Origin of the sequence: Mariniflexile sp. HNIBRBA6329, assembly GCF_043558645.1 — a bacterium.
In the GTDB taxonomy this organism is placed as follows: domain Bacteria; phylum Bacteroidota; class Bacteroidia; order Flavobacteriales; family Flavobacteriaceae; genus Mariniflexile.
The window spans coordinates 17,012-30,614 of record NZ_JBIFXS010000018.1 but is presented as its reverse complement, the minus strand read 5'-3'; the positions used below and the strand labels follow the sequence as shown (position 1 = coordinate 30,614).

The 13,603-nt window shown below is 33.4% G+C and carries 15 protein-coding genes; 3 read left to right on the top strand and 12 right to left on the bottom strand.

The window, feature by feature from the left end; all coding sequences use genetic code 11:
- Window positions 1–56: 56 nt before the first annotated feature.
- The 8 genes from ftsY to ACGK9U_RS14675 all read right to left on the bottom strand — a co-directional run bounded on the left by ftsY (window position 57) and on the right by ACGK9U_RS14675 (window position 4,925).
- Window positions 57–1,010 carry a signal recognition particle-docking protein FtsY gene (gene ftsY / locus ACGK9U_RS14710; RefSeq protein WP_394467250.1) on the bottom strand — a complete coding sequence of 318 codons (954 nt, stop codon included), beginning with the start codon at window positions 1,008–1,010 and terminating at the stop codon, window positions 57–59.
- Between the two features lie 162 nt (window positions 1,011–1,172).
- Window positions 1,173–1,325, bottom strand: coding sequence for a DUF4295 domain-containing protein (locus ACGK9U_RS14705; protein WP_117176235.1), 153 nt, complete (start codon window positions 1,323–1,325; stop codon window positions 1,173–1,175).
- A 6-nt stretch (window positions 1,326–1,331) separates the two neighbouring features.
- A complete protein-coding gene (gene rpmG / locus ACGK9U_RS14700) occupies window positions 1,332–1,514 on the bottom strand; it encodes a 50S ribosomal protein L33 (protein ID WP_132218687.1) in 183 nt (60 codons plus the stop codon).
- Between the two features lie 25 nt (window positions 1,515–1,539).
- Entirely contained in the window at window positions 1,540–1,776 is a 237-nt protein-coding gene (gene rpmB / locus ACGK9U_RS14695) for a 50S ribosomal protein L28 (protein ID WP_111309066.1), read from the bottom strand.
- 83 nt (window positions 1,777–1,859) lie between these two features.
- Window positions 1,860–3,110, bottom strand: coding sequence for a competence/damage-inducible protein A (locus ACGK9U_RS14690; protein WP_394467248.1), 1,251 nt, complete (start codon window positions 3,108–3,110; stop codon window positions 1,860–1,862).
- Window positions 3,111–3,452, bottom strand: coding sequence for an Hpt domain-containing protein (locus ACGK9U_RS14685; protein WP_394467246.1), 342 nt, complete (start codon window positions 3,450–3,452; stop codon window positions 3,111–3,113). It lies immediately after the preceding gene.
- A 1-nt stretch (window position 3,453) separates the two neighbouring features.
- On the bottom strand, window positions 3,454–4,065 hold the full coding sequence (locus ACGK9U_RS14680) for a fumarylacetoacetate hydrolase family protein (protein WP_394467245.1): 612 nt from the start codon (window positions 4,063–4,065) through the stop codon (window positions 3,454–3,456).
- 83 nt (window positions 4,066–4,148) lie between these two features.
- Window positions 4,149–4,925 carry an exonuclease domain-containing protein gene (locus ACGK9U_RS14675; protein ID WP_394467244.1) on the bottom strand — a complete coding sequence of 259 codons (777 nt, stop codon included), beginning with the start codon at window positions 4,923–4,925 and terminating at the stop codon, window positions 4,149–4,151.
- 230 nt (window positions 4,926–5,155) lie between these two features.
- Between ACGK9U_RS14675 and ACGK9U_RS14670 the strand changes: the two genes are divergently transcribed.
- Window positions 5,156–5,671: a hypothetical protein gene (locus ACGK9U_RS14670; RefSeq protein WP_394467243.1), complete on the top strand. Its 516-nt coding sequence runs from the start codon at window positions 5,156–5,158 to the stop codon at window positions 5,669–5,671.
- A 3-nt stretch (window positions 5,672–5,674) separates the two neighbouring features.
- Here ACGK9U_RS14670 and ACGK9U_RS14665 read toward each other — a convergent pair whose 3' ends face one another.
- From ACGK9U_RS14665 to recR, 3 genes are all read right to left on the bottom strand, one after another.
- Window positions 5,675–7,006 carry a dihydrolipoamide acetyltransferase family protein gene (locus ACGK9U_RS14665; RefSeq protein WP_394467242.1) on the bottom strand — a complete coding sequence of 444 codons (1,332 nt, stop codon included), beginning with the start codon at window positions 7,004–7,006 and terminating at the stop codon, window positions 5,675–5,677.
- 84 nt (window positions 7,007–7,090) lie between these two features.
- Window positions 7,091–8,191, bottom strand: a complete 1,101-nt coding sequence (locus tag ACGK9U_RS14660) for a glycosyltransferase family 2 protein (protein WP_394467241.1) — start codon at window positions 8,189–8,191, stop codon at window positions 7,091–7,093.
- Window positions 8,192–8,197: 6 nt separating this feature from the next.
- On the bottom strand, window positions 8,198–8,815 hold the full coding sequence (recR, locus tag ACGK9U_RS14655; RefSeq protein ID WP_394467240.1) for a recombination mediator RecR: 618 nt from the start codon (window positions 8,813–8,815) through the stop codon (window positions 8,198–8,200).
- 120 nt (window positions 8,816–8,935) lie between these two features.
- Between recR and ACGK9U_RS14650 the strand changes: the two genes are divergently transcribed.
- Entirely contained in the window at window positions 8,936–10,372 is a 1,437-nt protein-coding gene (locus ACGK9U_RS14650) for a sodium:solute symporter (protein WP_394467238.1), read from the top strand.
- On the opposite strand, the gene ACGK9U_RS14645 is transcribed toward ACGK9U_RS14650, so the two are convergent.
- Window positions 10,349–10,711, bottom strand: coding sequence for a CoA-binding protein (locus tag ACGK9U_RS14645; RefSeq protein ID WP_394467237.1), 363 nt, complete (start codon window positions 10,709–10,711; stop codon window positions 10,349–10,351). The genes ACGK9U_RS14650 and ACGK9U_RS14645 overlap by 24 nt on opposite strands.
- A 94-nt stretch (window positions 10,712–10,805) precedes the next feature.
- On the opposite strand from ACGK9U_RS14645, the gene ACGK9U_RS14640 reads away from it, so the two are divergent.
- Window positions 10,806–13,277: a TonB-dependent receptor domain-containing protein gene (locus ACGK9U_RS14640; RefSeq protein WP_394467236.1), complete on the top strand. Its 2,472-nt coding sequence runs from the start codon at window positions 10,806–10,808 to the stop codon at window positions 13,275–13,277.
- The last annotated feature ends 326 nt before the right edge of the window (window positions 13,278–13,603 follow it).

Sequence of the window (13,603 nt, the reverse complement as noted above, 5' to 3'; positions counted from 1 at the left end):
TTTAAATGAGATTCCTAACGAAGCTTATCTTGAGCGAAAGTTGAAAGTCAGTAATTTTACTTAAAAAACGAATCAACAAACTCGAATTTATTAAATACCTGTAAATCTTCGATACCTTCGCCTACACCTATATATTTTACCGGAATTTTAAACTGGTCTGAAATACCAATAACCACACCACCTTTGGCTGTTCCATCAAGCTTTGTAACGGCTAACGAAGTAACCTCGGTTGCAGCTGTAAACTGTTTGGCTTGCTCAAATGCGTTTTGACCTGTTGAGCCATCTAAAACCAATAATACATCGTTAGGGGTATTGTCTACCACTTTTTGCATCACGCGTTTTACTTTAGTAAGCTCATTCATTAAGTTTACTTTGTTGTGCAAACGGCCTGCAGTATCGATTATAACTACATCGGCATTTTGAGTTACTGCACTTTTTAAGGTATCAAATGCTACCGATGCTGAATCACTTCCCATAGATTGTTTTACCAACGGCACTCCTACACGGTCTGCCCAAACTTGTAGTTGGTCTATGGCTGCGGCTCTAAAGGTATCGGCGGCTCCTAAAACCACATTCAATCCTTGTTTTTTAAATTGATATGCCAACTTGCCAATGGTAGTTGTTTTACCAACGCCATTTACACCAACAACCATTATTACATACGGTTTTTTATCTTGTGGAACTGTAAATTCAGAATCGTTGCCAGTATTAGTTTCACTTAATAAACCTGCAATTTCCTCACGTAAAATGGCATTAAGTTCATCGGTTCCTAAATATTTATCTTTTGAAACACGTGCTTCAATGCGCTCGATAATTTTAAGGGTAGTATTTACTCCTACGTCACTAGACACTAGAACTTCTTCAAGATTATCTAAAACCTCATCATCTACTTTAGATTTTCCTGCTACGGCTTTACTTAATTTACCAAAAAAAGTGGTTTTGGTTTTTTCTAAACCTTTATCTAGGGTTTCCTTTTTTTCTGAGGAAAATATTTTTTTAAAAAAACTCATTGTTTGGTTGTATGTTGGTTGTTGTTGAGTTGTATGTTGTTAAGTTGTACACCAACTAAACGACTGTACAACAAACGCCTAAACTAATTAAAAACAAATATAAACATAAAAAAGCTGCTTCCCATAAAGAAAGCAGCTTTGTATATTTTAAAAAGCTATTTTTTACTTTTTGTTGAAAAAGTCGTCTGCAAATTCTGGAGACATGATTGATTCAACAAACATGTAAGCACCTGTTTTAGGTGACTTTACCATTTTAATCGCTTTAGTTAATCTTTTAGAAGATGTTTGTAACGATGCTACTGTTTTCTTTGCCATGACTTATTATTTTATCTCTTTATGAACTGTCATACGCTTAAGGATAGGGTTGAATTTTTTAATTTCCATTCTATCTGGCGTATTCTTTTTATTTTTTTTAGTAACGTAACGTGAAGTTCCTGGTTGTCCAGACTCTTTGTGCTCAGTACACTCTAAAATTACTTGTATTCTATTACCTTTCTTTGCCATTTCTTTTACTTATTAAATACAGCTATTATTTTAAAAATCCTTTAGATTTTGCATCCTTAATTGCTGCAGTAATACCTATTTTGTTGATAGTTTTTAAAGCAGATGTAGAAACTTTTAAAGTTATCCAGCTGTCTTCTTCTGGAATGTAAAAACGTTTCTTTACTAAATTCGCATTAAATTTGCGTTTAGTTTTATTCATTGCATGAGACACGTTGTTTCCAACCATTGCCTTCTTACCTGTAAGTTCACAAACTCTTGACATTATTTATAACTTTAAAATTCTTTGTTGCTTAAAATCGAGGTGCAAATATACAAATTCTTTGCATTACAACAACCTATTTTTTATCAATTTTTAAAAATTTCTTTCAGAAGCATTTCCAAGGCCTTATTTACCGCCTTATTTATCACTTTTATACGATGATTTCCTAACATGAATTTTTGGGAATACACACTGTTTTTTGTAGCAATTGCAATATAAACGGTACCCACCTCAGCTTCTGAATCGCCTTTAGTTGGACCTGCATTTCCTGTGGTTGCAACAGCGTAATCTGATTGAAATAGCCGCATCGCATTACTAGCCATTGACTCTACAACCTGTGAACTTACCACCGAAAACGCTTCAATATCTGTTTTAGAAACTCCTAAAACGTTTATTTTCGATTCGGTTGAATAGGTTACAACACCGCCTTTAAAATAAGCTGAAGCGCCTGGATGGGTTGTAAATTGTTCTGCAATCATACCGCCCGTGCAACTTTCTGCAATTGCTAATGTTTTTCCCAGTTTACTTAATTGTTTGGCTATAACAATTTCTACCGAGCCTTCTTCATCTTCAAAACCAGCAAACTCTTCTTTTATTAATGGAAGCACTTTATTAATTTCTTTTTGAACGCCATCTTGAACCTCTTTAACATTAAGTCCTTTTGACGACAAACGCAACCTCATCATACCCAAACTTGGTAAATAAGCTAATTTAATGTGTGTTGGTAAAGCATCTTCCCAAGCTTCAATACGTTCAGCCAACGCACTTTCACCAATACCATATACCAATAAGGTTTTATGTAAAATATAAGGGCAATTGTATTTTTCTTTTAATTTTGGAATAACCAATTCTTCAATTAAAGCATTCATTTCATAAGGCACACCTGGAAGGGAGATAAATACTTTATTTTCTTTTTCCATCCACATCCCGGGCGCTGTACCCAATTTGTTCATGAGTACTTTTGCCTTTGAAGGCACAAGTGCTTGGTCTCTATTCACCTGAAGGAGTAAACCACCTGTGTAATGTTTCCAGAGTTCTTCGATATTCTTTAATACAGAATCGTCACGAACTAGCGCATCATTAAAATATTCGGCAATGGTTTTTTTGGTAATATCGTCTTTTGTTGGCCCTAAACCACCTGTAAGAATGATGATATCTACATGACTCTCGGCATCTTTTAAGGCTTTAAGTATATGCGCTTTATCGTCTTGAACGGACGTTATTTGATATACCGATACCCCAATTTTATTGAGATGCTTTGCTATAAACGCAGAATTGGTATCAATAACTTGACCAATAAGAAGTTCATCTCCAATAGTGATTATTTCTGCTAACATTTATAAATTAAAATCTGACTTTAACTCTGCAACCGTGTTTTCAACCGCTAAAAGCACAATTTCCAATTGAGAAGAAATATCTAAATCTCTTTTTTCAAATTTACCCCAATCTTGTACTTCAATTAAAACATCAAGCACACCCAATTCGAATAAATCGATGGTTGGTTTCATTTTATGAGCCGCTTGGTAGGCATTATAATAATCTTTTTCGGCAACCGCCTTTTTTAGACGTTCAGCATCTTCTGGTACTTCTTCCAAAAAGGCTTCGGCCAAAGTTGCGATAAAGTCTTCGTCATTATCGGCTAACTCACGTACTCTAAATAGTTTGTAATGTTGTTCCATCTTATTTAACTGTTATTGAAAACATCTCTCTGTCTTCTATAAATCCTTTAAGTTTATCATTTACATTTACTTTGCCTACACCTGCTGGAGTTCCCGTAAATATAATATCTCCTATCTTTAATGTGAAATATTTTGACACATATTCTATTAATTCATCAATTTTCCAAAGCATGTGGCTTGTATTTCCTAATTGTACAATATTATCATTTTTTTTTAAGGAAAATTCAATCGCATTTACATTTTTAAAGTCTGAAACCGGCAACCATTTACCTACTACAGCTGCACCATCAAACGATTTTGCTTTCTCCCAAGGCAATCCTTTTGCTTTTAATTCGCTTTGCAAATCGCGGGCAGTAAAATCGATTCCCAAACCAATTTCATCATAATATTTATGGGCAAATTTTTTATCGATATGCTTCCCTATCCTATTTATTTTAACCAAAATCTCAACTTCATAATGCACATCGTTTGAAAAATCGGGAATGAAAAACGGTTGTTTTTTAAGCAGAATAGACGTATCTGGTTTTAAAAACACGACCGGATCCGTTGGTTTTTCGTTTTCTAATTCTTTGATGTGTTCGGTGTAATTTCTACCGATGCAGATGATTTTCATTCTTTTTGTCATTCCTGCGAAAGCAGGAATCTATTTAATTATTACTTTTATTTATGGATTCCTGCCTTCGCAGGAATGACAAACTACCCTAATTTATTATTAAAACTTCTTAGCTTAATGGCCGTTAATACTTTTTTAGTGTATAATGGAAAATCGGCATTTAGCAACCATCCAAAATAACCGGGTTCGCTTTCTATAACTTCGGTTACTAATTTGCCTTTATGCTTTCCGAAAGAAAAACATTCTTCCCCTTTTTTATTGTAAACAATAAAGCCAGCAAAATCTGCAAATTGTTTTCTAGAGCTAAATTCAGCTAAAAACTTCGTGTTGTTTTCTATTTCGTCGTACTTAGCTATTTGTGCTTTTAATACTTCATAAGTTGCTCTGGTATCTGCTTCTGCTCCATGCGCGCCTTCCAATTCTGTATTGCAATAAAACTTATAAGCGGCGCTTAAAGTACGTTGTTCCATTTTATGGAAAATAGTCTGTACATCAACCGCAACGCGGTTTTTCATATCGAAATCCACCTCTGCACGCAACAGTTCTTCTGCCAATAAAGGAATATCAAACCTGTTAGAGTTAAAACCTCCTAAATCGGAATCCTTAATCATGTTATAAACATCTTTGGCAACTTCCTTAAAAGTTGGCTTATCGGCTACATCTTCATTGCTTATACCATGAATGGCAATAACTTCCTTTGGAATAGTCATTTCTGGGTTAACCAACCATGTTTTACTTTCTTCCTTTCCGTTAGGATGTACTTTTAAAATAGCTATTTCAACTATTCTATCGGTTGTTATATTGACACCTGTTGTTTCTAGGTCGAAAAAACAAATGGGTTTTGTGAGATTTAAATTCATAAAAGTGATTTTTGCAAATATACTTTTATATATTTATTTAAATTTGCTTCTTATGATGATTTTAGAATAAGAATTAAAATGACTGACTTCAAAGATTTATAATGCTCAACAAATTTATTTTCTTCTTCATATTTCTTTCCTTTTCATTTTGCTATGGACAATATGATTGGAGTTATGGTGAAATTCTCTTAAACAATAATATTCGATTAAAAGGATTAATCGAAATACAAATGGAATCTAATCATCCTCTTGATTTAGGAAAACAAAAGGTGTTTTATAAAAAAAATTACAATTCAAAAACAGAAAAATTTAACGAAGATTTAATACAAAAAATCTACTTTGATGGTTTATCAGATGAGAAGACTGGCTATTATGAATATGTTCCCATTAAGAAAAACAAGAAAACCATCATGAAATTGATTGTTGTTGGAAAAGTAAAATTATATACCAGAACGAAAAAAATATTTTCAAGTACATATAATGGTTTTTCTAATAATCCAAACATGCCTAACATGCCCAATCGCGTGGTTACAACAGATACAGAAAGTGAGTTTTTTGTAATTAGAGATAATGAAGACTATGCAACTGGCTTAATTAAAAGTAACGCACTGTCAAAATCATTTATTTATGCTGCTAAAAAATATTTCTCAGACTGTGCTAATATTATAAAATACTTAAATAATGATTTGTACTATGAACAAAATATTATAGAATTAATTGATGACTACAATCTACTTTGTGAATAAATATTATATTTCCCTATTACTATCCCAAGCTTCCAAATAATCTTTTACTGCTTTTACAAATTGGCCTCCTAACGCACCATTTACAACACGATGGTCGTAAGAATGCGATAAGAACATGCGATAACGAATGCCTATAAAATCGCCTTCACTGGTTTCAATAACTGCTGGCACTTTTCGTATGGCACCGAGTGCCAAAATACCAACTTGCGGTTGGTTTATAATAGGCGTTCCCATGATGCTACCAAAGGTTCCTACGTTGGTAACGGTGTAGGTTCCTCCTTGTATATCGTCTGGTTTTAGTTGATTTGCTCTGGCACGATTTGCCAAATCGTTTACCTGCTTAGTCATACCTACCAAATTAAGTTGATCTGCATTTTTAATAACAGGCACAATTAAATTACCATCGGCCAGTGATGCTGCCATTCCTAAATTGATATTTTTCTTTTTAACAATGGTATCGCCTTGTAACGAAATGTTCATCATTGGGAATTCACGAAGTGCTTTGGCTACAGCTTCCATAAAAATGGGTGTAAAGGTTAAATTTTCACCTTCTCGCTTCTGAAAAGCATCTTTAACTTTATTTCTCCAATTCCAGATTTTAGTTACATCAGCCTCAATAAAACTTTGTACATGTGCCGAAGTTTGCACCGATTCTACCATATGATGTGCAATAAGCTTGCCCATTCTGGTCATTTCAATAATTTCATCTTCACCACTAACCACAACGGGTGCAGGAGCTTGTTTTGGTTTTTCCGGTTGGGTTGCTTTTATGGTTGGAACTTCTACTTTAGATGCTGTAACTTCGTTATTGTTTCCTTTATTTTGAATATAATCTAAAATATCATTTTTAGTCACACGATTATCGATTCCTGTTCCAACAATACTATCTAATTCCTGTTGAGACACCCCCTCTTCTTTGGCTATATTTTTAACTAAAGGTGAGTAAAACCGGTCTTCGGTTGAAGTTACAGATGCAACGGTTTCCTTTGCAATTGCAATGGTTTGACTAACTATTTCTGCCGCTTTTTCTTCTTCTACAGATGCATCGTTTGAAATAAGGTCATTGGTTTTGTCTTCAGAATCATTGTCATCGCCCTCTGTCTCAATAATAGCTATGGTTTGCCCAACTTGAACGATATCATCTACATTGAAAAATTTTTCGACTAGAATACCATCAACCTCACTTGGCACTTCGCTATCAACCTTATCGGTTGCTATTTCCAATACCGCCTCGTCCAATTCTATAGTATCACCAACCTCTTTTAACCAAGATGTAATGGTTGCCTCAGCAACACTTTCTCCCATTTTGGGTAATTTTAGTTCAAACTTTGCCATATCAATAACGTAATACTTCTTTTTTAATTTATGCTTGCAAAATTACTCAAAAAACATTGATTTCTTTAAATTTTTTACAATAAACTAGTTTAAAATCACAACTTCACCTCTGCTTATAGTATTATCACTTCCAAGTATAAAATTAGCATTTTGTGGTAATATCTTGTAAGTAATAGATTTATCTTTTTCAACATTTTCCATCATTGCTATAATTTTATTGTAACTAAACTTATTAGCATCAAAAATAACTTCTGTATTGTTTTCTAGGTTATTCAAATTTACCTGAAGCCTTACTCTTTTTTGCAAAACTGCTTGTAAAGCATCATTCATTTTATCTGAAATAAAAACATATTCGCTTACTTGCTTTTTTTTGCTTTCAGAAGGTTTTCTTAATAAATAAACAAGCCGTATTCCAACCCAAACAAACATATCGAACAATACATTTTTCTTGAAATGCTTTTTATAGAATATTTGCATGGCTCCGTAAAAACGGCGTGCATAATGTTTATCCCTTAATGTACTTTCTCCTTTATAATGAATCACCGAAATTGCACTGTAGTAATAATTGTCATAGCCGGATTTTAATACTTTATAAGACAAATCGATGTCTTCACCATACATAAAGTAATCCTCGTCAAAACCATTTACCTTATCATACACCTCTCGTTTCATCAACATAAAAGCACCTACCAATATATCTACTTTACCCGTTTGGTTTTTAGTTAAATGATTGGCATAATAAGCTTCTGAATTTCCATATATTTTTTTAAAAGCAGCACCTACATACGGTATATTGCGTTTACTTTCTGGCAGAAAAACTCCAACTCCATCAATAAGCTTACAGCCTACAATACCTAGTTTTTCTTTATGTGAAGCGAAATTCAAAAGTGTAGTAAACGTATCTTCTGCAACAACTGTATCTGGGTTCAAAATGCACAAAAATTCTCCTTTAGCTTGAGCAACACCTATGTTATTTCCTTTTGAAAAACCGAAATTTTCTTTGTTTTCTATGAGAATGACTTCTGGAAACAATTCTTTCACCATTTGGCAACTATCGTCTTCAGAATCATTATCAACCACAATAATTTCTGCATCAATGTTAGAAATAGCCGCTTGCACACTTTTTAAACAGAGTTCCAAAAAGTAACGCACATTATAGTTCAGTATGACAACGGATAACTTCAAAAGCAATTATAGTTTTAAGGAAGATTCAAACGGTACGCGGTTAATAATGCTTCTTCCCAAGGTTATTTCATCGGCGTATTCCAATTCATCGCCCACCGAAATACCTCTGGCAATGGTAGATGTAAACACCTTATAATCTTGAATTTGCTTGAAAATATAAAAATTGGTGGTATCGCCTTCCATGGTAGAACTTAATGCGAATATGAGCTCTTTTATTTTACCTTCCTTTACTTTATCTACTAAAGATTGAATATTCAAATCATGAGGGCCCACACCATCCATTGGTGAAATTTTTCCTCCTAAAACATGGTACAAACCTTTAAAGGAACTGGTATTTTCAATAGCCATCACATCGCGAATATCTTCTACCACACAAACAAGGGTTTCATCCCTGTTGGGGTTAGAGCAAATTTCACATAAATCTACATCACTAATATTATGGCAGGATTTACAAAACTTCACATCGTTTCTCATGATTTGTAAAGCTTCCGACAGCGCCGTAGTTTGCTCCTTGGGCTGTTTCAACATATGCAAAACCAAACGCAACGCGGTACGCTTACCTATACCTGGTAATTGCGACATTTCGTTAACAGCACGTTCTAAAAGCTTAGATGAAAATTCCATAGCTGCGAATTTAATACTTTTTGCTACAACTTGAAGAATACTGAGTGAAAGAATAAAATCTCTTTACTAAACTTATAGACTGTAAACTAATTTTGTATTTTGGCTACATAAACTAAAGACATGACTGCTACACAAATCATCCTACTTATTGCTGCTTATTTTGGAATGTTGATAATCATATCGTATTTCACTGGAAAAGAAGATTCAAACGACGCTTTTTTTAAAGCAAACAAATCGGCTCCATGGTATTTAGTAGCTTTTGGAATGATTGGAGCTTCCTTATCGGGAGTTACTTTTATTTCTGTTCCAGGTTGGATTGAAGCTTCACAATTTAGCTATATGCAAGTGGTTTTAGGCTATATTGTGGGATATTTTGTTATTGGAACTGTTTTACTTCCTTTATATTACAAGCTTAATCTAACTTCTATTTACACCTATTTAGAAGAACGTTTTGGAAACTATTCGTATAAAACTGGAGCGTCATTTTTCCTGATTTCCCGTGTGGTTGGTGCTAGTTTTAGGTTGTATTTGGTTGCCAATGTGTTGCAAATCATACTTTTTGACGAATTAGGCATCGAGTTTTGGCAAACGGTAACTATTACTGTAGCACTCATTTGGCTGTACACCTTCAAGTCTGGGATAAAAACCATTATTTGGACCGATTCCCTACAAACTTTATTTATGCTTATTGCCGTAGGAGTATCCATTTATTATGTAAGTACCGATTTGGGTATAAGCGGCGGTAATCTTTTGGGCTATGTTTTAGACAGCGATTTATCTAAAACTTTCTTTTTTGATGATTTTAAATCTGGCAACTACTTTTGGAAACAATTTATTTCGGGTACATTTATAGCCATCGTTATGACGGGATTGGACCAAGATATGATGCAGAAAAACTTAACCTGCAAATCGCTTAAAGACGCACAAAAAAACATGTTTTGGTTTACTATTGTTTTAACCATTGTTAATTTTATCTTTTTAAGTTTAGGTTTGCTTTTAACTGTTTATGCACAAAAACTTGGGATTGATGCCCACAAAGATGAATTATTCCCGTTACTGGCTAAAAACCATTTGGGAATTGGTGTTTTTATTTTCTTTATCATTGGCTTAATTGCAGCGGCTTATAGTAGTGCCGATAGCGCTTTAACTGCCTTAACAACATCCTTTAGTATTGATATTTTAGATATCGAAAAAAAACACGATAAAGCAAAACAAATTGCCATTAGAAAACGCATTCATATCCTAATTTCACTTGCTTTGATATTGGTTATTGTGGCTTTTAAATATATTATTAAAGACGAAAGTGTTATTGCGAAACTCTTTGTTTTTGCGGGATACACCTACGGACCACTTTTAGGTCTTTATAGTTTTGGGCTCTTTACAAAATGGCAGGTGAAGGACAAATTAGTGCCTGTGGTTGCAATTCTATCTCCTATTCTATCTTATATCATTAGCGTAAATAGTTTGAAATGGTTTGGTTTTGAATTCGGATTCTTTATTCTAATTTTAAATGGACTACTAACATTTTTAGGCTTAATACTGGTTCGTAGAAAGTAACACCAAAGAACAGGCTGATTCAAAAGGAATGTGATTTTCTTTTAAAATTCTATATAATTCTGGGTTTTCGGTTCCAGGATTGAAAATAACACGCTTCGGTTTTAATGAAACGATATAATCATAATACTCCTTTTGGTTTTTAGCATTAAGATACAATGTTACCGTATGTACACCTTCAAAAGGATAGATATCTGCATGAATAGGTACTCCAGCAACTTCACCTTCTTTTAAACCGATAGCCACCGTTTCTATATTTTGACTTACCAGTTTTTGAATTACAAAATTCGAATATCTACTCGGGTTTAAAGATGCCCCTATTACCAATGTTTTTTTATTCATAATGTTAAAAAATGTTAATAATTTATAAAAAATGGTAACATAATACAAAACTTGTCGTCTATCATAATAATCAATCAAAAAAATAACCAATCAAATGAAAAAACTATTTATTGTATATATTTTGTTGTTTTCTATAACAAATAATATTCATGCAGCCAATCCAAAATCACCTGATGACAAAACTGGCACCATTACCGGAAAAGTATTAGACGCTACTTTAAAGCAACCCTTACCGTACGTAAATATCATAATAAAAAATATTAAAGAAGAAGTTTTAACAGGTGGAATTACTTCAGAAGACGGCTCTTTTAAAATTGAAAAAATTGAGGAAGGCAAACTTATTGTTAGCATTCAATACATAGGCTACAAAACAGTTAGAAAAGAAATTACCATAGGCAAAAATAACCTAGACATAAATTTGGGCAGTATTTTTTTAGAAGAAGCAGCCGAAGGTTTGGACGAAGTTACCGTAATAGCCGAGACCTCAACCATTCAGCAAAAAGTTGATAGAAAAGTAATTACTATAGGCAAAGATTTAGCCGCCACAGGAAGCGCTTCCGAATTGATGGTTGGTATTCCATCGGTAGGTGTAGATGCTCAAACAGGCGATATTAGCTTACGCGGAAACCAAAATGTACGCGTGATGGTAGATGGCAAATTATCAAACATTCCAACCGCACAATTATTAAAACAAATTCCTTCAACAGCTATAAAATCTATAGAACTAATCACCAATCCTTCAGCAAAATACAATCCTGAAGGAATGAGCGGTATTATCAACATTATACTTCATAAAAATACCATGCAAGGCTTTAATGGTAATATAAGCCTTGGATTGACACACGAAATAGAGGCAAAATTCAACAGTTCGCTAGACATGAATTACCGCAACGGTAAATTCAATTTCTATGGTAGCTATAGCAACAATATTTCAAAAAACCGAAATAACGGATTGGTTAAAAGACCTGAAAACAATTCGGAACAAGTATTTAAGTTTTTAGATAACAGACAATCTCATTTATATAAAGTGGGTGTTGATTTTTATTTAGACGAAAAAAACACCTTATCAGTTTTTACAACACAAAATACTTCTGAAAGTAGCGATTATGGTGAAACACAAGCTTTTTTCTTCAACGATGCCTCATTCAATCAATTTCAAGTGGTTAACTCCATAAGTGATAATTTATCATCACAATACAATTTTGATTATAAACATGACTTTTCAAAAGAAGGTCACAACATAGAGTTAGAGGTCGATTATAATATTTTTGAAGATGATAGGCCTGTAGATTTTGTATTCTTATTAGGCTCAAATGAGGATTATATAGATTTTAACAACACCAGCAGGAAAAGCACAACCATCAATTTAGATTATATAAACCCATTATCAGAAAAATCTAAATTAGAACTAGGTTTAGAAGCCCGTTTGTTTAATTCTGATATTGCCTACGCTTCTACCGGACAATCCTACAATAACTCTGGTGTTTTACGACCTACACCAAATACCGATTTTGACTATACAAGAGATATTTATTCAGCGTATGCTAACTATAATAAACAATTTGAAAATTGGAGCTACCAAGTGGGCTTACGTACCGAAAGTGTACAGGAAGATGCCATAGCTTTATCATCAGAAGCTGAAAGCACTCAAACTTTTAAAAATAATTATTTTGAATTTTACCCTTCGGTATTTTTAACGTTTTCTCCGTCAGAAAAAAATTCATATCAATTAAGCTATAGTCGTCGTGTTGACAGACCTGGCATTGGTCAAGTAAACCCTATAAAAGAATGGAGTTCTCCATTAATTTCTTCTTACGGAAACATCAATTTAAAACCACAGTTTACAAATTCCATCGAAGCAAATTATACTCGTACTTTAAAAGATAGAAAAGGAACTGTAACCGGAGGCATATTCTACCGCATTATTAATGATGACATGAATAGAGCTCTTTTTATTGATAGAACCGATATTAATTCTGGACGTGTTATTTTAACACATGATAATTTTGACAATACCTCTGCTTATGGTTTTGAATTGTCATCAAACTACAAACCTACCAAATGGTGGAGCATCAACTCGAGTTTCGATTTATACTCGCAAGTACAAAAAGGTATTGCTGAAAATTTAACGGCACCCATAGAAACCGCCACTATAAATGATATTGAAACCAATGTTGACGAAATAGACAACGTTGCATGGAATTTTAGAATGTTCAACAACTTTAGCCTAAGTAAAACGGTAAGCTTTACAGCCTTTGGTTTTTACAGAGGAAAAAACAGATCATTACAATTTGATAGAAAACCTATGTATTTTGTAAATCTTGGTGCCCGAATTGGTTTTGCTCAAGGAAAAGGAACCTTTAGTTTAAACTATAACGACATTTTCGATACTATGGAATTTGCTTTTAATGGCACAAAACCTTTTGTTCAAAATGGCGCATTTAATTGGGAAAGCAATACTTGGAATATTGGACTGTCTTATAGATTTGGCGGTGAAAAATTCCGTGCAAAATCCAGAAAAAGTAGAGATAATAATATTGAATCCGGTAGCGGCGGTTTCATCTAAAGTTTTTTTTAACATCCTACATTATAATTGATGGTTAGTATTATGTTAGGCCGTTAAATGAGAAAACCCAAAATTTTAAATTTTGGGTTTTTACTTTCTAATACCTATTTTATAGAAATTTCATAAAAAAATACTGTAATGCACAATATATACAGGATAAAAACGTTACTGAACTGTACAATCTAACCAAACGAAAGAATAATTATTATAAGAGTTAGTCACCTTCGCATAAAAAATTTCGTAGTAAAGATTTGTATATTTACCATATAAAACTCGAAAATTCTTTTTTTTCGAGTTTTTTTTTATTGTGTTAAAAATGAGTTAAA